The organism is Cupriavidus sp. GW823-FHT07A04 (assembly GCF_058794615.1).
In genome coordinates this window covers 23,083-43,761 of record NZ_JBXAHA010000009.1, presented here as the reverse complement: position 1 = coordinate 43,761, position 20,679 = coordinate 23,083, and the positions used below count along the sequence as shown (strand labels likewise).

The window sequence follows — 20,679 nt, the reverse complement described above, 5'->3', positions numbered from 1 at the left end:
ATGACCCTAGCCGCCTGGCCCTATCCGCGCCATGTCGCCCATCGTGGCGCGGGCAAGCTCGCACCCGAGAACACCCTGGCGGCATTCCGCCACGGGGCATCGTTTGGCTACCGCATGTTCGAGTTCGACGTGAAGCTGTCGGGCGACGGACGCCCGGTGCTGCTGCACGACGCCACGCTGGACCGCACCACCAACGGCCAGGGGCGGGCCGATGCGCTGACGCTGGGCGAGATCGCCATGCTGGACGCGGGCAGCTGGCACAGCCCTGCCTATGCCGGCGAACCAGTGCCCACGCTGGCGGCGATTGCTCGCTATACCCGTGCCAACGGCTTCTTCGTCAATATCGAGATCAAGCCCGTGCCCGGCGCGGAATGGCGCACCGGCGCGGCGGTAGCCCTCGACGCGCAGGCACTGTGGGCCGGCAGCGATGTGCTGCCGCTGCTGTCGTCATTCTCGGAAGAGTCGCTGGAAGCGGCCCGCAAGGCCGCGCCTGGCCTGCCGCGCGCGCTGCTGCTGGACAAGCTGCCGCCCGACTGGCTGGAGCGGCTGCGCCGGCTGGACTGCGTGGCGCTCGATGCCAACCATCGCGAGCTTACCGCCGAGGTCATCCAGGCGGCCCATGCGGCCGGTTTCCGGGTGGCCTGCTATACCGTCAATGACCCGGTGCGCGCGACGGAACTGCTGACTTGGGGGCTGGACACACTGATTACCGACGCGGTCGACCTGATCGCACCGCGTCAGGGCTAGTCCGCCCGGTGGTGCCGGCGCGGCCTGTTCATGCAGGCTGCGCCAACGCTTCGCGCACCGCATCGTCCACGCTCCAGCCGCGCCATATTTCCTCGGGCAGGGCGGGGTTGCGCGCATGCGCCAGCAGGTCGCGCACCTCGTCCTTGACCCGCGCGAGCCGTAGCGGCATGCCGTGGGCCTTCGCGAACACCGCCAGTTCGCCCAAGGCTTCAAGGGCAGTGCCGTCGAGGTCCGACGATTCTTCCAGGCTGAGTATCAGGCCGTACTGGGGATGCTCGCGCGCCAGCGCCTGGCGCACGGTGCCCAGCACGCTATCGACGTTGCCGAAGAAAAGCGGTACCTCCGGGCGCGCGATCAGCAGTCCCTTGGGCGCGGTGGCCTCGGGGTGGCGCGCCGTGTCGACGAAGTCGTGGCCATCGGCCCAACGCCCCAGCCAGCTCACCTGCGGGCGCGACAAGCGCTGCAGCAGCATCGCCAGGCTGACCCCGATTGCCAGCAGCAGCCCATGCAGCACGCCCAGCAACAGCACGCCGGCAAAGGCGGTCACCGCGACCAGGCGGTCGCGCCGCCAGTCGAAATAAGGCTTGAGGCTGCCCGGGTTTAGGCTGTGCCCGACCGCGCGGATCACGATGGCCGCGAGTACCGGTTCTGGCGTGTGCGAGATCCAGGGGAGCAGGGTGCATACCGCGGCAAAGACCACGGCACCCGCAATCAAGCCGGCACGGCGGCTTTGCGCGCCGGCTGCTTCGTTAGCCGATGTGCCGGAAAAACCCGCGCCCACCGGCATGCCCTGGAACAACCCCGAAGCGAGGTTGGCCAGCCCCAGCGCTGCCAGGTCGCGGTTGGGCGAGACGATGTCGCCGTGGCGCATGGCAAAGGTGCGGATCGAGCCGTAGCTCTCAGCGTACAGGATCAGGGCCAGCGCGGCGGCCAGTTCGCCCACCCGCATCCAGTCGGACGTGCTTAGGTCCGGCACCCGGGGCGCGGAGAACTGCAGGGCGATGTTGCCGACGGCTGCCACGCCATGTGCCTGGGTCCAGCCGCTGAGGTCGAGCATGATGCCGGTGGCGATGACCAGTAGCGCGCCCGGCATGGCGCGCCAGCGAGCGAACACGTGCAGTAGCGCCAGCGCAACCAGCGCCACCGCCGCGCCTGCCAGGTTCCAGTGGCGCCAGCTGGCGAGCAGTTCCCAAGCCAGGCGCAGGAAGTCGCCGTGCGCCGGATGCACGTCCAGGACCTTCGGGCATTGCTTGAGCACGATGGTCAGCGCCAGTCCCAGCGCGAAGCCACGCAGCACCGGCTTGGCGATCAGGTTGGAGATCGCCCCCAGGTGCGCCAGCGACGCCAGCAGGAACAGCACCCCAGCCAGCAGGATCACGCCGGCGCCGAGCGCAATGCGCAGTCCGGCGTCGCCCTCGGCGGCAGCCGTGGTGGCTGCCAGCAGCACCGCGGCAGACGATGACGTGGCTGAAACGATGGCAAAGCGGCTACTGCCAAGCAGGCCGTAGACCAGCAGGCCTGCGAACAGCGCGATCACGCCGGCTTGCGGCGGAAGCCCGGCAATGCCGGAATAGGCCACGGCCTCGGGCAGCAGCAGTCCGGCGATGGCCAGGCCGGCCACCAGGTCCGCACGCCATGTGGCGGAAGCGGCGCCCGGCGCCGAGGCGTCGGCAGTGGGAGTGGGCATCATTGGCGGGGCCGGGCGCTGGCCCGCGGCGGGTGTGGCAAGAGATGCACGGATCGCTCCTTTGGTTTACGGCTCCATGCTATCGAACGCACGGGTTTCGTCATCTCCCTCGGGATGCGGTCTTGGCCGCTTCGCAACACTGCGGATCGGCCCGCGCGCGTTACGGCAAAATTCCCTCGGCTCACGCGGCAAACGTGCTATTCTTATGCGAGTGAAGACTTAGGTCCTTCCACGCACAACTGACCCTTTCAGGGCGACTGAACAGATCGGCACCCGCTGCGGTGCCGTTTGCATAATGATGCATTTAATGTGTTTCAGTTGCTGCCCAGAAAGAGTTGTTTGCAATCCGCTAACCGGTCAAGCCGTGTCGCGGAAGGTTGATGAACCCGCTTTATTCCGGCATTCCCGGATAATAGTGAGCGCCCCATGATGCAGCAGTATCAGAGCAATTCGTACCTCTTCGGCGGCAATGCCCCCTATGTAGAAGAGCTGTACGAGGCCTACCTCGAAAATCCCTCCTCGGTTCCCGATAACTGGCGCGCGTACTTCGACGCGATGCAGAACGTGCCGGCTGTCGATGGCTCCAACGCCCGCGATATCCCCCACGCTCCCATCGTCGCCTCGTTCGCTGAGCGTGCCAAGGCGGGTCCGATCAAGACTATTGTTGCCTCGGCCGACTCCGATATGGGGCGCAAGCGCGTCGCTGCCACGCAGCTGATCGCCGCCTACCGCAACATCGGTTCGCACTGGGCAGACCTGGATCCGCTCAAGCGCCAGGAGCGTCCGCCCCTGCCAGACCTCGACCCCGCGTTCTACGGCTTCTCCGAAAGCGATCTCGACATCGTCTTCAACGCCAGCAATACGTATTTCGGCAAGGAATCGATGAGCCTGCGCGAGCTGCTCAACAACCTGCGCGAAACGTACTGCAGCAGCATCGGCGCCGAGTTCATGTACATCAGCGACCAGGCGCAAAAGCGCTGGTGGCAAGAGCGCCTGGAAACCACGCGTTCCAAGCCGGTGTTCACCCTCGAAAAGAAGAAGCACGTGCTCGACCGCCTGACCGCGGCTGAAGGCCTGGAGCGCTTCCTCCACACCAAGTACGTTGGCCAGAAGCGCTTCTCGCTGGAAGGCGGCGAAAGCTTCATCGCTGCCATGGACGAACTGATCCAGCACAGCGGCAGCAAGGGCGTGCAGGAAATCGTGATCGGCATGGCCCACCGCGGCCGCCTGAATGTGCTGGTCAATACGCTGGGCAAGATGCCGGCTGACCTGTTCGCCGAGTTCGAAGGCAAGCACGTCGATGACCTGCCGGCAGGCGACGTGAAGTACCACAAGGGCTTCTCCAGCGACGTCTCCACCGAAGGCGGCCCGGTCCACCTGTCGCTCGCCTTCAACCCGTCCCACCTGGAAATCGTCAACCCGGTCGTCGAGGGCTCGGTCAAGGCCCGCCAGGAACGCCGCGGCGAGCCCGCAGGCCATGCGGAAGTGCTGCCGGTGCAAGTGCACGGCGACGCGGCATTCGCAGGCCAGGGCGTGGTGATGGAAACGCTGAACCTGGCGCAGACCCGCGGCTACGGCACGGGCGGCACGATGCACATCGTGATCAACAACCAGATCGGCTTCACCACCTCGGACCCGCGCGACTCGCGTTCCACGCTGTATTGCACCGACGTCGTCAAGATGATCGAGGCACCGGTGCTGCACGTCAACGGCGACGATCCCGAAGCCGTGGTGTTCGCCATGCAATTGGCCGTGGACTTCCGCATGGAGTTCAAGAAGGATGTCGTGGTCGACATCATCTGCTTCCGCAAGCTGGGCCACAACGAGCAGGACACGCCGGCCGTTACCCAGCCGCTGATGTACAAGAAGATCGCCCAGCACCCGGGCACGCGCAAGCTGTACGCTGACAAGCTGACCGCGCAGAACCTGGTGGCTGCCGACTTCGGCGACCAGCTGGTCAAGGAATACCGTGCCGCGATGGACGCGGGCAAGCACACGGTCGACCCCGTCCTGTCGAACTTCAAGAACAAGTTCGCCGTGGACTGGATGCCGTTCCTGAACCGCAAGTGGACCGACGCCGCCGACACCGCCGTGCCGGTGACCGAGCTCAAGCGCCTGGCCGAACGCATTACCAGCATTCCCGAACACCTCAAGCTGCATCCGCTGGTCGAGAAGGTGGTGAAGGATCGCGCCAACATGGGCCGCGGCGACCAGCCGCTGGACTGGGGCATGGGCGAGCATCTGGCCTTCGCCTCGCTGGTGGCTTCGGGCTACCCGGTGCGCATCACCGGCCAGGACGCCGGCCGTGGCACCTTTACCCACCGCCACTCGGTGCTGCACGACCAGAACCGCGAGCGCTGGGATGCCGGCAGCTACGTGCCCCTGCAGAACGTGTCGGAAAACCAGGCACCGTTCACGGTGATCGACTCGGTGCTGTCGGAAGAGGCTGTGCTCGGCTTTGAATACGGCTTCTCCACCGCTGAGCCGAACGCACTCGTGATCTGGGAAGCCCAGTTCGGCGACTTCGTCAACGGCGCCCAGGTGGTGATCGACCAGTTCATCTCCTCCGGCGAAGTGAAGTGGGGCCGCGCCTCGGGCCTGACCCTGATGCTGCCGCACGGCTACGAAGGCCAGGGCCCGGAACACAGCTCGGCGCGCATCGAGCGCTTCCTGCAGCTGTGCGCGGACCACAACATGCAAGTCTGCCAGCCGACCACCCCGGCCCAGATCTTCCACCTGCTGCGCCGCCAGATGATCCGTCTGTTCCGCAAGCCGCTGGTGATCATGACGCCGAAGTCGCTGCTGCGTAACAAGGAAGCGGTCTCGCCGCTGTCCGACCTGGCCAAGGGTCACTTCGAGACGGTCATCCCCGATCACGAAGAACTGAACGCCAGCAAGGTCAAGCGCGTGATCATGTGCTCGGGCAAGGTCTACTACGACCTGGTCAACACCCGCAAGGAACGCGGCGCTACCGACACGGCCGTCATCCGCATGGAACAGCTGTATCCGTTCCCGCACAAGGCAGTGGCAGCCGAGCTGAAGAAGTACCCGAACGCCAACGAAATCGTGTGGTGCCAGGACGAGCCGCAGAACCAGGGTGCCTGGTTCTTCGTCCAGCACTTCATCATGGAAAACATGGCGGAGGGCCAGAAGCTCGGTTACGCGGGTCGTCCCGCCTCGGCATCGCCGGCGGTGGGCTACTACGCCAAGCACAACGAGCAACAAAAGGCGCTGCTGGATGCGGCGTTCTCCAAGCTCAAGGGCTTTGTCCTGACCAAATGATCGTGGCCAGCATGGCGGCGCGCGCGAAGAGCGCGCACCGCCATGTTTTTTGCCACCTGCCTTAAGCAAAAACGAATACATCAAGGAAATTCCAACCATGGCTATTGTTGACGTCAAGGTTCCGCAACTCTCTGAATCGGTTGCAGAAGCAACCATGCTGAACTGGAAGAAGAAGCCGGGCGAAGCTGTTGCCCAAGACGAAATCCTGATTGAAATCGAGACTGACAAAGTCGTGCTCGAAGTGCCGGCCCCGTCAGCTGGCGTGCTGTCGCAGATCATCCGCAACGACGGCGACACCGTGGTTGCCGACGAAGTGATCGCCAAGATCGACACTGAAGCCACCGCTGGCGCCGTCGCTCCCGCCGCTGCCGCACCGGCACCCGCTGCCGCTGCCCCGGCCGCCGCGGCCGCGGCCGCTCCGGCAGCAGCCGGCGCCGTGGCCATGCCTTCGGCAGCCAAGCTGATGGCCGAAGGCGGCCTGTCCGCTGGCCAGGTTGCAGGCACGGGAAAGGATGGCCGCATCACCAAGGGTGACGTGCTGGCCGCGACCGCCGCACCCGCTCCCGCACCGGCCGCCAAGGCAGCACCGGCTCCGGCCGCTGCCAAGCCGGCGCTGCAGCAGGTTTCCGCCCCGATGGACTTCGCCGCCCTGGGCGACCGCCCGGAAGAACGCGTGCCGATGAGCCGCCTGCGCGCCCGTATCGCCGAGCGCCTGCTGCAATCGCAAAGCACCAACGCCATCCTCACCACCTTCAATGAAGTGAACATGAAGCCGGTGATGGACCTGCGTAACAAGTACAAGGACCGCTTCGAGAAGGAGCACGGCGTGAAGCTGGGCTTCATGTCCTTCTTCGTCAAGGCCGCGGTTCACGCGCTGAAGAAGTTCCCGCTGATCAACGCATCGATCGACGGCAACGACATCGTCTATCACGGCTACTTCGACATCGGTATCGCGGTGGGCTCGCCGCGTGGCCTGGTGGTGCCTATCCTGCGCAACGCCGACCAGATGAGCCTGGCCGACATCGAAAAGAAGATCGCTGAATTCGGCGCCAAGGCCCGCGACGGCAAGCTGTCGCTGGAAGAGCTGACCGGTGGTACGTTCTCGATCTCCAACGGCGGTACCTTCGGCTCGATGCTGTCGACGCCGATCATCAACCCGCCGCAATCCGCGATCCTGGGCGTGCACGCCACCAAGGACCGCCCGGTGGTGGAAGACGGCCAGATCGTGATCCGTCCGATGAACTACCTCGCCATGTCCTACGACCACCGCATCATCGACGGCCGCGAAGCCGTCCTGGGCCTGGTCGCCATGAAGGACGCGCTGGAAGATCCGGCACGCCTGCTGCTGGACCTGTAATCATCTGCAAAGCCTGAGGTCTTGCCCGCATTTCCTCCGCCGCGCCTGTCATCGGGTGCGGCGCTGGCGGGCATGACGGACCGAAGAGTTGAAAGCGGCCTGGCGGGCGACGTTGCCCCGCCGTGGCTGCAAAAGGAATCTCCATGAGCAAACAATTCGACGTGCTGGTGATCGGTGCCGGCCCCGGCGGCTACATCGCCGCCATTCGTGCCGGCCAGCTGGGCCTGAATGTGGCCTGCTGCGAAGGCAATGCCTACGACGATCCCAAGGACGAACCGCGCCTGGGCGGCACCTGCCTGAACGTGGGTTGCATCCCCTCCAAGGCATTGCTGGCATCCTCGGAAGAGTTCGAGAACGTACAGCATCACCTGGGCGACCACGGCATCACGGTTGGCGATGTCAAGGTCGACGTGGCCAAGATGCTCAAGCGCAAGGACGATATCGTCGGCAAGATGACCAAGGGCATCGAGTTCCTGTTCCGCAAGAACAAGGTCACGCTGCTCAAGGGCTACGGCAAGTTCGTCGGCAAGACCGCCGAGGGCTTCCAGGTCGAGATCGCCGGCAAGGCAGGTACCGAAGTCGTGACGGCCAAGCAGGTCATCGTCGCTACGGGTTCCAAGGCGCGTCACCTGCCGGGTATCGCGGTGGACAACGTGCTGGTCAGCGATAACGAAGGCGCGCTCAAGTTCGCCGGCGTGCCGAAGAAGCTGGGCGTGATCGGCGCTGGCGTGATCGGCCTCGAGCTGGGTTCCGTGTGGCGCCGCCTGGGTGCCGAAGTGACCGTGCTGGAAGCGCTGCCGTCGTTCCTGGGCGCCGCCGACGAAGGCGTGGCCAAGGAAGCGCAGAAGCTGCTGACCAAGCAAGGCCTGAAGTTCAGCCTGGGCGTGAAGGTCAATGAAGTCAAGACCGGCAAGGATAACGTCACCGTCAGCTACACCGACAAGGACGGCGCTGCCCAGACCCTGGAAGTCGATCGCCTGATCGTGTCGGTTGGCCGCGTGCCCAACACCGACAACCTCGGCCTCGACGCCATCGGCCTGGCGGCCGACCAGCGCGGCTTCATCGAGGTGGATGACCACTGCGCGACCAAGGTGCCGGGCCTGTGGGCCATCGGCGACGTGGTGCGTGGCCCGATGCTGGCCCACAAGGCAGAGGACGAAGGTGTGGCGGTTGCCGAGCGCATCGCCGGCCAGAAGCCGCACATCGACTACAACTGCATTCCGTGGGTGATCTACACCTTCCCGGAAATCGCATGGGTGGGCAAGACCGAGCAGCAGCTCAAGGCCGAAGGCCGCGAGTACAAGTCCGGCCAGTTCCCGTTCATGGCCAACGGCCGTGCACTGGGCATGGGTCATTCGGATGGCTTCGTCAAGATGCTGGCCGATGCCAAGACCGATGAGATCCTGGGCGTGCATGTGGTTGCCGCGAACGCGTCGGACCTGATCGCCGAAGCCGTGGTGGCGATGGAGTTCAAGGCTGCCAGCGAAGACATCGGCCGCACCTGCCACCCGCATCCGTCGATGTCGGAAGTCATGCGCGAAGCCGCACTCGCTGTCGACAAGCGCCAGCTCAATATGTAAGGCATAAGCCTTCGTATTGTTGTGTACCGGCGCGCCGCTCCAGCGGCGCGCCGTTTTCGCTTTCGGGGCGGCAGGGGCAGATTGCCCTGTCACGCGCCCCGATCCTCATTCAAGCCGGCGCCTCCCGGCATCCAGCGCAAGCAGTCAGCATGAACGTCCGTGAGTACTACGAGCAGGAACTGAAGCAACGTGGCTACACCACCGACCCCGCGCAGTTGCGCGCCGTCGAGCGCCTGCAGCAATGCTATGACGAGTGGGTGGCCTACAAGAGCCGGCGCAACAGCACGCTGAAAAAGCTGCTGGTGCACCCGGACGTGCCCAAGGGCGTGTACCTGTGGGGCGGGGTAGGCCGCGGCAAGTCCTTCCTGATGGACAGCTTCTATACCTGCGTACCGGTGGTGCGCAAGACTCGGCTGCATTTCCACGAATTCATGCGCGAGGTGCATCGCCAGCTCGAAGAGCTGCGCGGGCGCCCGGATCCGCTGGACGAACTGGCCAAGCGCATCGCGCGGCGGTTCCGCCTGATTTGCTTTGATGAGTTCCATGTCAGCGACGTGGCCGATGCGATGATCCTGCACCGCCTGCTGCAGCAGATGTTCGAGAATGGCGTGCAGTTCGTGATGACGTCGAACTACCGGCCGGACCTGTTGTACCCGGACGGCTTGCACCGGGATCGCGTGCTGCCGGCCATCGCGCTGCTGCAGCACAAGCTCGACGTGCTCAATGTCGATGCCGGCATCGACTACCGCAAGCGTGCGCTGGAACAGGTGGAGGCGTATCACACGCCGCTGGGACCCGAGGCCAGCTCGGCCCTGCGCCATGCCTTTACCGGTATTGCCGGCGTGGCCGACGAATCCCCCATCCTGCATATCGAGCACCGCGAACTGCGCGCGCTGCGCAAGGCGGGCGGGGTGGTCTGGTTCGATTTCAATACGCTGTGCGGTGGCCCGCGCTCGCAGAACGACTACCTGGAGCTCGCCACCGAGTTCCACACGGTGATCCTCTCCGACGTGCCCAGGATGACGCCGCGCATGTCGTCGGAGGCACGCCGTTTCACCTGGCTGATCGACGTGTTCTACGACCACAAGGTCAAGCTGCTGATCTCGGCGGAAGTGCCGGCGGATGAACTCTACACCGAAGGCCAGATGGCCAACGAGTTCAGCCGCACGGTGTCGCGCATCATCGAGATGCAGTCGCGCGAATACCTGGAAGCGCCGCGCCGTACGGTCGACACCTCTCTGACCTGATGCCCTGCGCAGGCGGCGCGCCGTGCGCCGTCTGGCCACCCGCTTGATCTGTATCAAGGCGGCTTGCCACCGGGACTCTTACCATGCAGATGGTAAAAAAGAGTCCCGATGCCGACTTCCCCAGCCCCAGCCTATTCCGCCCGGTCCCTGCCCAATCCGCCGCCTGCACGCGCAAGCGGCGTGCCTGCGGCCGCCGGGCGTGCGGGCTGCTTCCACTGCGGACAGCCGCTCGTGGCCGGCGAGCCGCCCTTGCATGCCAGCATCGACGGCGAAGAACAGGCGTTTTGCTGCGGTGGCTGCCAGGCCCTGGCGCAGACACTGCACGCAGCCGGGTTCGGCCATCTCTATGGCGACCAGGCCCGCTTTGCCCGGCCGATCGACGACGCGGCGCGGCGCGAGGCCGAGCCTGTCTGGGCCGCCTACGACACCGAGGAGTTACGGGCCCAGTTCGTGCGCCCGCTGGACGAACGTCGGGCCGAGATCACGCTGGCGCCGGAGAATATCCGCTGCGCCGCCTGCGCCTGGCTGATCGAGCAGCACCTGGGCAGCCTGCCCGGTGTGGAATCGGTGATCGCCAACGTGGCCACGCGCCGCGTGGTGGTGCGCTGGCGCGCGGCCGAGCAGCCGGTCTCCGCCTTGCTCGCTGCGCTGGCGGGGATCGGCTACCTGGCGTGGCCGTTCGAGGTTTCGCGCTCGGACCGGCAGGACCGTCATGCGCGCCGTGGCCTGCTGATGCGCATGGCGGTGGCCATGCTCGGCATGATGCAGGTGATGATGTACGCATGGCCCATCTATACCCATGAAGCCACCATCGATCCGGGCCAGTTGCAGCTGATGCGCTGGGCCAGCCTGGTGCTGACCTTGCCTGTGGTGCTGTACTCGGCCTCGCCGATCTTCGCTGGGGCGTGGCGTGGGCTGCGGCAGCGCCACCTGGGCATGGATGTGCCGGTGGCGCTGGGCGTGGGGGCGGGCTTTATCGCCAGCACCGTGGCGACGCTACGCGGCACCGGCGAGGTGTACTTCGATTCCGTCACCATGTTTGTCGCGTTCTTGCTGCTGGCGCGCTACCTGGAGCTGCGCGTGCGCCAGGCATCGCGCAGTGGTGCCGAGATGCTGGCGCGGCAGTTGCCCGCCACCTGCGAGCGCCTGCGTGCCGAGGGCGGCGCGGGCGAGCGGGTGCCGGTGGCACGCCTGCGCGCTGGCGACCTGATCCGCGTCAAGGCGGGCGAGGTGGTACCCGCCGATGCCACGGTGATCGCCGGCGCAAGCGAGCTCGATGAATCCATGCTGACCGGCGAGAGCCGGCCGGTGCCGCGCAGCATCGGGGATCCCGTGCTGGCAGGTTGCTTCAACACCGCGAGCCCGCTTGAGTTGCGCGTGGCCAAGGTAGGGGCGGGCACCCGGCTGGCGGAGATCGTCGCCGTGCTGGACCGCGCGCTGGCCGAGAAGCCGCGCCTTGCCACCGTGGCCGACCGCGTGGCGGGCTGGTTCGTCGCCATCTTGCTGGTGCTGGCGGCCGTCACCGGCGCCGTCTGGTGGGCCTGGATCGATCCCGCGCGCGCGTTGCTTGTGACGGTGGCGGTGCTGGTGGTGAGTTGCCCGTGCGCGCTCTCGCTGGCCACGCCGGCGGCGCTGGCCGCGGCCGGGGCCGCGTTGTCGCGCCGCGGCTTGCTGCTCACGCGCGGCCACGCGCTGGAGACCCTGGCCAGCGTCACGGACGTGATGCTCGACAAGACCGGCACGCTCACGCAGGGGCGTTTCGCACTGGTGCGCACGCAGTCCAGCGGCGATGCCGATGCCGCTACCTGCCTGCGCCTGGCCGCGGCCATGGAACGCTCCGGCGAGCACCCGATCGCGCGCGGCATCGTCGACGCCGCGCAAGCCCAAGGCCTTGCACACGAGACGCTCGCCATCGACGGCATGCGCAACGTGCCGGGGCAGGGCCTTGAAGCCGATCTGGATGGGCAGCGTTACCGCCTTGGCCGGCGCGAGTTCGTGGAGGCGCTGTGCGAGCACGGCAGCGCCGCCAGCTGGCACGCAGAACTTGCCGGCAGCGAGCGCCGCGGCGCCACGCTGGTATGGCTGGGCAGCGCCGCCGGTGCGCTGGCGGTGTTCGAGTTGGCCGATGTGGCGCGTGAGCAATCCGCGCGCTTGCTCAGCGAGTTGCGCGCGCTCGGCGTGACCTGCCATCTCGTCTCGGGCGATACGCCGGCCACCGTCGGCTGGTGGGCCGATCATTTCCAGATCCCGCGCCGCGAGGGCGGTGTCACGCCCGAAGGCAAGCGCGAGTACGTGGCGCGCCTGCAGCGCGGCGGCGCCGTGGTGCTGGCGGTGGGCGACGGCATCAACGACGCGCCGGTGCTGGCGCAGGCGCAAGTCTCGATCGCCATCGGCAGCGGCGCGCCGCTGGCGCAGGCCGGCGCCGACGCGGTGCTGACCCATGGCCGCGTGGCGGAGATCGCGAACGCGCTCAAGATGGCCCGCCGTGCGCGCAGTGTGGTGCGCCAGAACCTCGCCTGGGCCTTTGCCTATAACGTGATCGCCATTCCGCTGGCGGCAACCGGCTATGTCACCGCCTGGATGGCGGGCATCGGCATGTCGGTGTCGTCGCTGCTGGTGGTAGCCAACGCCTGGCGCCTGCTGCGCGCCGGCAAGCCCGGAGATTGACGCCATGGACATGCTCTACCTGCTGGTGCCGATGAGTCTGGTGCTGGTCGCGGTGATCGCCGGCGCGCTCTGGTGGGCGCTGCACGCCGGGCAATACGACGACCTCGACCGGCCCGGCGAGGCCATTCTGCTCGACAACGATAAGCCCTGAGTGATCACGGCAATGCGGCCGTGCCCGTGCGCGGCCGCGTTGCCGTGTGTGCGGATGTGAGACGCCGTTGCACCTGAGTTCCCATGCTTTCCGGTGCGCTTGATACAGATCAAGACAGCTTGCGCGCGCTTTTCCTACAGTCACAACATCAATTCATGTTTATCCAATCTGGGGGTCTGAATGGCTGTCACCGCCGCGTATTCTCGCGCCGACACCTTCAATTACGGCGTTGTGCGGCAGTTTGCCGTCATGACGGTAGTCTGGGGGATTGTCGGTATGGCCGTAGGCGTTCTGCTCGCGGCACAGTTGATCTGGCCGGAGCTTAATTTCAACACGCCATGGCTGTCGTTCGGACGCTTGCGCCCGCTGCACACCAATGCGGTCATCTTCGCCTTCGGCGGCAGCGCGCTGTTCGCTACTTCGTACTACATCGTGCAGCGCACCTGCCAGGCGCGGCTGTTCTGCGGCCCGCTGGCGGCCTTCACGTTCTGGGGCTGGCAACTGGTGATCGTGGCCGCGGTCATCACGCTGCCGCTGGGCATCACCAGCTCGAAGGAATACGCCGAGCTCGAATGGCCGATCGACATCCTGATCACGCTGGTCTGGGTGGCTTATGCCATCGTGTTCTTCGGCACCATCATGAAGCGCAAGACCCGCCATATCTACGTGGCCAACTGGTTCTTCGGCGCGTACATCCTGACCATCGCCATCCTGCATCTCGTCAACAACGCCGAGATGCCGGTGGGCATGTGGAAGTCCTACTCGGCGTATGCCGGCGTGCAGGACGCCATGGTGCAGTGGTGGTACGGCCATAACGCGGTGGGCTTCTTCCTGACCACCAGCTTCCTGGGCATGATGTATTACTTCATCCCCAAGCAGGCCGGCCGCCCGATCTATTCCTACCGCCTGTCGATCGTTCACTTCTGGGCGCTCAACTTCACCTATATGTGGGCTGGTCCCCACCACCTGCAGTTCACCTCGCTGCCGGACTGGGCGCAATCGCTCGGCATGGTGTTCTCGCTGATCCTGCTGGCGCCTTCGTGGGGCGGCATGATCAACGGCATCATGACCTTGTCGGGTGCCTGGCACAAGCTGCGCACCGATCCCATCCTCAAGTTCCTGGTGGTGGCGCTGTCGTTCTACGGCATGGCGACCTTCGAGGGCTCGATGATGTCGATCAAGACCGTCAACGCGCTGTCGCACTACACGGACTGGACCATTGGCCACGTGCACTCCGGCGCGCTGGGCTGGGTCGCGATGATCTCGATCGGTTCGCTCTACTACCTGATCCCGCGGCTCTTTGGCGAGAAGGAGATGTACAGCGTGCGCCTGATCGAGCTGCATTTCTGGATCGCTACCATCGGCGTGGTGCTGTACATCGCCTCGATGTGGATTGCCGGTGTGATGGAGGGCCTGATGTGGCGCGCCACCCAGCCCGACGGCACGCTGACCTACGCCTTCGTGGAAGCGGTCAAGGCCAAGTACCCGTTCTACCTGATCCGCTTGCTGGGTGGCTTGTGCTTCCTCTCAGGCATGCTGCTGATGGCATACAACGTGGCCAGGACCATCATCGGCAAGCCTGCCGTGGATGCACTGATCCCGACCAGCGTTTCCGCCTCCGCCCATTGATCATTCCAGGATAGAAACGATGTCCGAAAAACGAAGCTTCTTTACGCACGAGACCCTGGAGAAGAATATCGGGTGGCTGATCATCTGTACCATCCTGGTGGTCAGCATCGCCGGGCTCGTCCAGATCGTGCCGCTGTTCTTCCAGCACTCCACCACCGAGCCCGACGCGGGTATCAAGCCGTACTCCGCGCTGCGCCTGATGGGCCGCGATATCTATATCCGCGAGGGCTGCGTGGGCTGCCATTCGCAGCAGGTGCGCACCTTGCAAGGCGATGTCGAGCGCTATGGCCACTACTCCACGGCGGGCGAATCGGTCTACGACCATCCCTTCCTGTGGGGCTCCAAGCGTACCGGTCCCGACCTGGCGCGCGTGGGCGGACGCTACTCCGATGACTGGCAGCGCATCCACTTGCGCAATCCGCGCGACGTGGTGCCCGAATCGGTGATGCCGTCCTACCCGTGGCTGGAGAAAACGCCGTTGCAGACCAACGATGTCCGCGACCGCATGCGTGCGCTGCGCCGTCTCGGCGTGCCGTACACCGACGCCGAGATTGAGCAGGCGCCTGCCACGCTGGCCGGCAAGACCGAGGAAGACGCGATGGTCGCCTACCTGCAGGAGCTTGGCATCGCCAAGCGCAATGTGCGTGTCGATACCGCGGCTGCCGCGCAGCCCGCGGCCACGCCGGCCAAGGAGTAAGCCATGGCAATGATCACCGCGTTTTCCACCGTGGTCTCGATGGCTGCCTTCATTGCCATCTGCTGGTGGGCCTGGTCGTCAGGGCGCAAGGCCGCCAACCAGGAGTCGGCCATGCTGCCGTTCGCCTTGCCCGACGAGCCGCTGGCCGCACGCCAAGACGCCAGGCCCGATGCCGGCCACCGCGTCGCGCGTCATGCCGGCGGCGCAAACAACACCAAGCAGGAACACTGAGTCATGAGCGACTTCTTCACGGATTTCTGGAGCTACTACATTGCCGCCATCGCGCTGGTCGGCATCGTCTGGTGCGTGTGGCTGCTGTTTTCCCAGCGCAAGGTCACCAAGATTGTGGGTGCGCCCGAGGACACCGGCCACGTGTGGGACGGCGACCTGCGCGAGCTGAACAACCCGCTGCCACGCTGGTGGATGTGGATGTTCCTGCTGGCATGCATCTTTGGCCTGGGTTACCTGGTGCTGTACCCCGGCCTGGGTTCCTACGCCGGCGTGCTCAAGACCTCCAGCCGGGTTGAGCTGGAGGCGCACCGCCAGGCGGCCGAACAACTGCAGCGCGAGGTCTATGGCAAGTACATGCAGATGGACGTCAAGCAGGTGGCGGCCGACCCGGCGGCGCGCGAGATCGGGCAACGCCTGTTTCTCAACTACTGCGCGCAATGCCACGGCTCCGATGCGCGCGGCAGCCGCGGCTTTCCCAACCTGACCGACAACGACTGGCTGTACGGCGGGGAGCCCGAGACCATCACGCAGACCATTACCAAGGGCCGCAACGGCGTGATGCCGTCGTTCGCCTCGACCATCGACGGCAAGCTCGCTGGCGACGTGGCGCAATACGTGCGCTCGCTGTCCGGCCTGTCTTACGACCCGATCCGCGCCTCGCGCGGCGAGAGCACGTTCAAGTCCACCTGCGCGGCCTGCCATGGCTCCACCGGCAAGGGCAACCAGGCGCTTGGCGCGCCTAACCTGTCGGACCGCGTGTGGCTGTACGGCAGCTCGGAGGCGAACATCGTCGACGCCATCCTGAAGGGCCACAACAACCATATGCCGGCGCACGAGGAAATCCTCACGCCGGAGCGTATCCGCATGTTGACGGCCTATGTCTGGGGCCTGTCCAACACCGGCGGCGCAGGCGAGGGGGCGAAGCAATGAGCCACTGCGCTTATGCTTGTCAGCCGGGCCCGCACCGCGGCGGGGGTGTTCGCCCATGAACGCCCCCGGACCGGAGCCGCTTGAAAGGAACGGGGCCGCGTGGGCGCCGCTGCGAGCGCCCACGCCTGATTCGGCGGACGCGGAAACGTCGGACGAGACCCTGTACGAAGTCCGCCGCAAGATCTATCCGCGCTCGGTGTCGGGTGCGTTCTCGAGCTGGCGGGTCTGGATGGTGGTCCTGACCCAGCTGTTCTTCTATGGCATGCCCTGGCTGCAGTGGAATGGCCGCCAGGCCATGTTGTTCGATCTCGGCGCGCGCAAGTTCTATATCTTTGGCCTGGTGCTGTGGCCCCAGGACGTGATCTACCTTGCCGTGCTGCTGGTGATCTCCGCGGTGTCGCTGTTTCTCTTCACGGCGATCGCGGGGCGGCTGTTTTGCGGCTACGCTTGTCCGCAGACGGTGTACACCGAGATCTTCATGTGGATCGAGCGGCATGTGGAAGGCGACCGCTTTGCCCGCATCCGCCTGGACGGCGATCCTTGGAGCGTGCGCAAGCTGCGCCTGAAGGCCACCAAGCACACGCTCTGGATCGTGATCGCGCTATGGACGGGCTTTACCTTCGTCGGCTATTTCTCGCCCATTCGCACGCTCGGCGCGCAGGTGCTGAGCCTCTCGCTGGGTCCGTGGCAGACGTTCTGGATGCTGTTTTACTCGTTTGCCACCTGGGGCAACGCCGGCTTCATGCGCGAGCAGGTCTGCAAGTACATGTGCCCGTATGCGCGCTTCCAGAGCGTGATGGTGGATCGCGACACCTATGTGGTCACCTATGACGTGGGCCGCGGCGAGCCGCGCGGCAGCCGCTCGCGCAAGGCGGACCACAAGGCCGCCGGGCTGGGCTCGTGCGTGAATTGCAGCATCTGCGTGCAGGTCTGTCCTACTGGCATCGATATCCGCGATGGCCTGCAATACGACTGCATTGGCTGCGGCGCCTGTATCGACGCCTGCAACCAGGTCATGGACAAGATGGCTTACCCGCGCGGGCTGATCCGCTATACGTCCGAGAACGCCATGCGCAGCGCGCTCTCCGAGACCGTGGCGCGCAAGCGCCTGGTGCGGCCGCGCACGGTGATCTACTCGGTGATCTGGCTGGCGCTGGTCGCCGGCTTCATGGCCTCGCTGGCCATGCGCACGCCGCTCAAGGTCGATATCATCCGCGACCGCGGCGCGCTGGGGCGGGAAGTGGAAGGGCGCTGGATCGAGAACGTGTACCGGCTGCAGCTGATCAACACGACCGAGGCGCCAATGCGCGTCGCCGTCAGCGCGGGCAGCGATGAGCTCAAGGGCCTGGCCGTGGAATATGATCACGCTGCCGGCAACCTGGAGCCCACGTCCAATCGCCTGATTCCCATCCGGGTGCGCGTGCCGATCGAGTCCGCGGCGCAGGGCACGCACAAGATCGAGGTCACAGTGACCGCGGTGCCCGACGAGGGCGCGGGGAGCCATGGCGCGGAGATTCGACAGAGCACCAGCTTTATCGTGCCGCGCAATCTATGAGGCGGCAGGGACGCTGGTTGCACCAATCCGTACGCAACATACGCGATCTAGATCTAGAGGAGGCCAGATGACGCAGCAAAGTAATCCCTGGTGGAAGGAGCCATGGCCGTGGCTGCTGATGAGTGGGCCGTTCGTGGCCATGGTGGCCTGCGGGGTCACGATCTGGCTGGCCATGACCCATCCGGATCCGCCCATTGAGGAAGGGGTGGCGCGCCACGGCCTGGTGGTTGAGAAGGCGGGCAGCGCGGCACGCCAGGCAGCGCCGGTCGCGGCGCAAGCGAGGTGATCATGAGGCTACGCTGGCTGATGTGGGTGCTGTGGCCCGCTTTCCTGGTCGCCGGGCTGACGACCGCGCTGGTATTCTCCATGGTCGATCCCGGCGACCTGCGCTTCTTCGGCCAGCCGGTCGAGGCATCGCGGGAGGCGGTCTACACCGTGGGTTTCCTGATCGCGTGGGTGCTGTGCGCGCTGTCGAGCGGCTTGACGCTGTACACCATGCCCACGCGGCTGGCGGACACGGACGAGCTGGAGTGATTGCGATGCGCGCCTTGCCGGTTCAGGCCAGCAGGCGCGGCATCGCGGCGAGCCGCCGCGGGCGAGGGCGGCGCGCGACGTGCAGGTCAGCAGGACTTGTTGACGATCTGCTTGATCCCCACCATGTCGACCAGCTTGACGTGGCGCTGGCGGATCTGGATCAGGCCGGCTTCCGCAAAGCGCGAGAACAGGCGGCTGACGGTTTCGAGCTTGAGCCCCAGGTAGCTGCCGATTTCCTCGCGGCTCATGCGCAGCACGAACTCGGAGGCCGAATAGCCGCGCGCGGACAAGCGCTCGGACAGGTTGATCAGGAAAGCGGCAAGCCGCTCCTCGGCGCGCATCGATCCGAGCGTGATCAACATGACCTGGTCCTGCGAGATCTCCTTGCTCATCAGGCGCATGAACTGATGCTGCAGCGACGGCAGGACGTTGGACAGCGTCTGGAGATCGCCAAAGCGCACCACGCAGACTTCGGTATCTTCCAGCGCGGTGGCGTCCGACGCATGCTGCATCTCGCCAAGGCCGTCGAGGCCGACGACTTCGCCGGGAAGGTGGAAGCCCGTGATCTGCGAGCGGCCGTCTTCCATTGTCAGGTGGGTCTTGAGCGTGCCGAAGCGGATCGCGTAGACGGCGGTGAGAGGATCGCCGAGGCGGTACAGGGTTTCGCCCTTGCGTACGCGCACCCGGTCCTGGACCAGCGTATCCATCTTTTCGAGGTCCTGCTGCGACATGCCGACGGGCAGGCAGAGCTGGCCGAGCGAGCAAGTGGAGCAGCGGGGCGACATCTCGGTAATGGGAATGGTGGTGAGCAATTGGGGCCTGTCGGTTTAGCGCAGTCAGTCAAGCGCGATGTGGCGGGCGCATTGAGTTGAGAGCTTGACGTTGAGAGTCGTCGGTTGGAAGCGCTATCCACATCGGCCTGGCGCGCGGGTCTTGCGGCAGTGCGCTATCTGTGCAGCGCGGCTTGCCGTGCCCGTCGTCATGTTGTGCGAGCGCGCTGGTGTGCGCGGGCGCAAGGCCTCATGTTGATAGCGCCTCTTGGAGCTGCGGGGGCGCGTTCGCCGCATTTTACCGCGCCAGACGTTGCGATTGTGTGATTGGGAGGAGAAGTTGACCATAGGCGTGCTTATCAGCGTATTTACCTTGGCATTGCTGGGCGGCGTGCACTGCGCCGCCATGTGCGGCGGGATCGCGCTGGCGGCGGAGCAGGGCGGCGTTGCGCGCGTGCCTGCCACGGTGCTCCGGCGTCCCGGCCATTGGTTGCTGGAACTGCTTGTCATGCATGCCGGGCGGCTGAGCATGTATGCGGTGCTGGGAGGCTTGCTGGGCGCCCTTGGCGCCGGCGTCTGGAAGACGCAGTACCTGCCGCTGCAGCGCTGGCTGTTCGGGGTCGGCAGTGTAATGCTGGTGCTGTCGGGCTTGTGGATGTTGCGCGGGCGCACCATGGGTACGGGTTGGCTGGAGCGGCTCGCCGCCCGGGGCGCGGGTGGCTTGCTGCGCGGCCTTGGTGCCGTCGGGGCGCGCTTGCCGGCTGTGGCCCGGGCGCATGGGCAGGGCCGGTTGCTGCGCCGCTACGGCATGGGGCTAGCCTGGGGGCTGGTCCCGTGCGGCATGGTGTACGGTGCTCTTGCCATGGCGTTGCTGGCCGGCAATGCCCCGTCGGGCGCGCTGGTGATGGCCGTGTTTGGCCTGGGCACCCTGCCGAACCTGCTGGTGATCTCGGGCCTGTCCGGCTATCTCAGGCAGCTTTCGCGGCGCCCGGCGTTGCGGGCTGGCGCTGGGCTTGCGGTGGTGGCCTTTGGCTTGGCCGGGGTGGCGCGCGCGCTGCTTTTGCCTGAGACGCTTGCCGCGCATGGATTCTGCCTGGTCTTCTGAAGCGCTGCTTCGTGGTGTATCTGTCACTTCTTCGCTGAGGTAGCTGTGCGAATCGGTTGCAGGTTTGCCAGGGAATGCCATACAATCGCAAGAACAGCGATATCGCGCACGTATTTCATCGTGGCATCGTCAGGTAGCATCCGCTGCTCAGGGATGCATGCCAGGAACACCCAGGCAGGCATCAGCGCCAGGGACCGTTCCCCATCCGCCGTCCGGTTCAAAAGATTCGGTTCAAAAGACCAGCTACGGCAGGGCGGGGTGAAATAGGCCGGCAGGCCCGATATCCGTATTTTCTTGCACCCGGCGCGTTCGATGATAAACGCCGCGCCGGACAGGTCCGCCACATCAGGGGGAAGGCGCGACGCAAGGGCTCCGTCGACTGGCAGATAATGCCGGTGGCCGGGCGATCTCCTGCCGGTCAGGTCCGGCACCCGATGCAATAAAAGAAGGCGCACGGCTGGCATGCATCAAGCATGCGGTTGGCTGCGCGGCCAGATGGCGGTGGCAATC

Annotated in this window: 17 protein-coding genes and 1 pseudogene; 15 read left to right on the top strand and 3 right to left on the bottom strand. The window is 65.7% G+C overall.

Annotated elements, in window-relative coordinates:
* The gene (ugpQ, locus tag AC1Q7Q_RS16775; protein WP_492372411.1) at positions 1–747 is read left to right on the top strand and encodes a glycerophosphodiester phosphodiesterase; all 747 of its coding nucleotides are present in this window, start codon (positions 1–3) and stop codon (positions 745–747) included.
* Between the two features lie 28 nt (positions 748–775).
* Here ugpQ and AC1Q7Q_RS16770 read toward each other — a convergent pair whose 3' ends face one another.
* Positions 776–2,437, bottom strand: a complete 1,662-nt coding sequence (locus AC1Q7Q_RS16770) for a SulP family inorganic anion transporter (protein WP_492372410.1) — start codon at positions 2,435–2,437, stop codon at positions 776–778.
* 423 nt (positions 2,438–2,860) lie between these two features.
* Here AC1Q7Q_RS16770 and AC1Q7Q_RS16765 point away from each other — a divergent pair, with 423 nt between their 5' ends.
* The 13 genes and pseudogenes from AC1Q7Q_RS16765 (at position 2,861) to AC1Q7Q_RS16705 (ending at position 18,294) form a co-directional block, all read left to right on the top strand.
* Positions 2,861–5,716 carry a 2-oxoglutarate dehydrogenase E1 component gene (locus tag AC1Q7Q_RS16765; RefSeq protein WP_174423274.1) on the top strand — a complete coding sequence of 952 codons (2,856 nt, stop codon included), beginning with the start codon at positions 2,861–2,863 and terminating at the stop codon, positions 5,714–5,716.
* Positions 5,717–5,813: 97 nt separating this feature from the next.
* The gene (gene odhB, locus AC1Q7Q_RS16760; RefSeq protein WP_492372409.1) at positions 5,814–7,073 is read left to right on the top strand and encodes a 2-oxoglutarate dehydrogenase complex dihydrolipoyllysine-residue succinyltransferase; all 1,260 of its coding nucleotides are present in this window, start codon (positions 5,814–5,816) and stop codon (positions 7,071–7,073) included.
* A 143-nt stretch (positions 7,074–7,216) separates the two neighbouring features.
* A complete protein-coding gene (gene lpdA, locus AC1Q7Q_RS16755; protein WP_492372408.1) occupies positions 7,217–8,653 on the top strand; it encodes a dihydrolipoyl dehydrogenase in 1,437 nt (478 codons plus the stop codon).
* A gap of 149 nt (positions 8,654–8,802) precedes the next feature.
* Complete coding sequence (gene zapE, locus AC1Q7Q_RS16750; RefSeq protein ID WP_043347352.1) at positions 8,803–9,900, top strand: cell division protein ZapE; 1,098 nt, start codon at positions 8,803–8,805, stop codon at positions 9,898–9,900.
* Positions 9,901–10,008: 108 nt separating this feature from the next.
* Positions 10,009–12,567: a heavy metal translocating P-type ATPase gene (locus tag AC1Q7Q_RS16745; protein WP_492372407.1), complete on the top strand. Its 2,559-nt coding sequence runs from the start codon at positions 10,009–10,011 to the stop codon at positions 12,565–12,567.
* A 4-nt stretch (positions 12,568–12,571) separates the two neighbouring features.
* Positions 12,572–12,718 (top strand): cbb3-type cytochrome oxidase assembly protein CcoS, encoded by a 147-nt coding sequence (gene ccoS / locus AC1Q7Q_RS16740; protein WP_006162067.1) that lies wholly within the window; start codon positions 12,572–12,574, stop codon positions 12,716–12,718.
* Positions 12,719–12,898: 180 nt separating this feature from the next.
* On the top strand, positions 12,899–14,347 hold the full coding sequence (ccoN, locus tag AC1Q7Q_RS16735; protein WP_043347346.1) for a cytochrome-c oxidase, cbb3-type subunit I: 1,449 nt from the start codon (positions 12,899–12,901) through the stop codon (positions 14,345–14,347).
* 19 nt (positions 14,348–14,366) lie between these two features.
* The gene (gene ccoO, locus AC1Q7Q_RS16730) at positions 14,367–15,044 is read left to right on the top strand and encodes a cytochrome-c oxidase, cbb3-type subunit II (protein WP_150990991.1); all 678 of its coding nucleotides are present in this window, start codon (positions 14,367–14,369) and stop codon (positions 15,042–15,044) included.
* Positions 15,045–15,047: 3 nt separating this feature from the next.
* Positions 15,048–15,182 (top strand): annotated as a pseudogene (locus AC1Q7Q_RS16725) (cbb3-type cytochrome oxidase subunit 3); the annotation flags it as partial.
* A 96-nt stretch (positions 15,183–15,278) separates the two neighbouring features.
* Positions 15,279–16,205 (top strand): cytochrome-c oxidase, cbb3-type subunit III, encoded by a 927-nt coding sequence (ccoP, locus tag AC1Q7Q_RS16720; protein WP_492372406.1) that lies wholly within the window; start codon positions 15,279–15,281, stop codon positions 16,203–16,205.
* A gap of 55 nt (positions 16,206–16,260) precedes the next feature.
* Positions 16,261–17,760 carry a cytochrome c oxidase accessory protein CcoG gene (gene ccoG / locus AC1Q7Q_RS16715; protein WP_492372405.1) on the top strand — a complete coding sequence of 500 codons (1,500 nt, stop codon included), beginning with the start codon at positions 16,261–16,263 and terminating at the stop codon, positions 17,758–17,760.
* A 67-nt stretch (positions 17,761–17,827) separates the two neighbouring features.
* On the top strand, positions 17,828–18,046 hold the full coding sequence (locus AC1Q7Q_RS16710) for a membrane protein (protein ID WP_043347331.1): 219 nt from the start codon (positions 17,828–17,830) through the stop codon (positions 18,044–18,046).
* Between the two features lie 2 nt (positions 18,047–18,048).
* Positions 18,049–18,294: a hypothetical protein gene (locus tag AC1Q7Q_RS16705; protein ID WP_253927466.1), complete on the top strand. Its 246-nt coding sequence runs from the start codon at positions 18,049–18,051 to the stop codon at positions 18,292–18,294.
* Between the two features lie 86 nt (positions 18,295–18,380).
* Here AC1Q7Q_RS16705 and fnr read toward each other — a convergent pair whose 3' ends face one another.
* Entirely contained in the window at positions 18,381–19,106 is a 726-nt protein-coding gene (gene fnr, locus AC1Q7Q_RS16700) for a fumarate/nitrate reduction transcriptional regulator Fnr (RefSeq protein ID WP_150990999.1), read from the bottom strand.
* 298 nt (positions 19,107–19,404) lie between these two features.
* Here fnr and AC1Q7Q_RS16695 point away from each other — a divergent pair, with 298 nt between their 5' ends.
* Complete coding sequence (locus AC1Q7Q_RS16695; protein ID WP_492372404.1) at positions 19,405–20,169, top strand: sulfite exporter TauE/SafE family protein; 765 nt, start codon at positions 19,405–19,407, stop codon at positions 20,167–20,169.
* A 23-nt stretch (positions 20,170–20,192) separates the two neighbouring features.
* Here AC1Q7Q_RS16695 and AC1Q7Q_RS16690 read toward each other — a convergent pair whose 3' ends face one another.
* Positions 20,193–20,633: a hypothetical protein gene (locus AC1Q7Q_RS16690; RefSeq protein ID WP_492372403.1), complete on the bottom strand. Its 441-nt coding sequence runs from the start codon at positions 20,631–20,633 to the stop codon at positions 20,193–20,195.
* Positions 20,634–20,679 lie beyond the last annotated feature (46 nt).

Excerpts from the sequence above, each read along its gene's own strand:
- ugpQ (WP_492372411.1), top strand. The coding sequence starts at position 1 with ATGACCCTAGCCGCCTGGCCCTATCCGCGCCATGTCGCCCATCGTGGC.
- AC1Q7Q_RS16770 (WP_492372410.1), bottom strand. The coding sequence starts at position 2,437 with ATGATGCCCACTCCCACTGCCGACGCCTCGGCGCCGGGCGCCGCTTCC.
- AC1Q7Q_RS16765 (WP_174423274.1), top strand. The coding sequence starts at position 2,861 with ATGATGCAGCAGTATCAGAGCAATTCGTACCTCTTCGGCGGCAATGCC.
- odhB (WP_492372409.1), top strand. The coding sequence starts at position 5,814 with ATGGCTATTGTTGACGTCAAGGTTCCGCAACTCTCTGAATCGGTTGCA.
- lpdA (WP_492372408.1), top strand. The coding sequence starts at position 7,217 with ATGAGCAAACAATTCGACGTGCTGGTGATCGGTGCCGGCCCCGGCGGC.
- zapE (WP_043347352.1), top strand. The coding sequence starts at position 8,803 with ATGAACGTCCGTGAGTACTACGAGCAGGAACTGAAGCAACGTGGCTAC.
- AC1Q7Q_RS16745 (WP_492372407.1), top strand. The coding sequence starts at position 10,009 with ATGCCGACTTCCCCAGCCCCAGCCTATTCCGCCCGGTCCCTGCCCAAT.
- ccoS (WP_006162067.1), top strand. The coding sequence starts at position 12,572 with ATGGACATGCTCTACCTGCTGGTGCCGATGAGTCTGGTGCTGGTCGCG.
- ccoN (WP_043347346.1), top strand. The coding sequence starts at position 12,899 with ATGGCTGTCACCGCCGCGTATTCTCGCGCCGACACCTTCAATTACGGC.
- ccoO (WP_150990991.1), top strand. The coding sequence starts at position 14,367 with ATGTCCGAAAAACGAAGCTTCTTTACGCACGAGACCCTGGAGAAGAAT.
- ccoP (WP_492372406.1), top strand. The coding sequence starts at position 15,279 with ATGAGCGACTTCTTCACGGATTTCTGGAGCTACTACATTGCCGCCATC.
- ccoG (WP_492372405.1), top strand. The coding sequence starts at position 16,261 with ATGAACGCCCCCGGACCGGAGCCGCTTGAAAGGAACGGGGCCGCGTGG.
- AC1Q7Q_RS16710 (WP_043347331.1), top strand. The coding sequence starts at position 17,828 with ATGACGCAGCAAAGTAATCCCTGGTGGAAGGAGCCATGGCCGTGGCTG.
- AC1Q7Q_RS16705 (WP_253927466.1), top strand. The coding sequence starts at position 18,049 with ATGAGGCTACGCTGGCTGATGTGGGTGCTGTGGCCCGCTTTCCTGGTC.
- AC1Q7Q_RS16690 (WP_492372403.1), bottom strand. The coding sequence starts at position 20,633 with ATGCCAGCCGTGCGCCTTCTTTTATTGCATCGGGTGCCGGACCTGACC.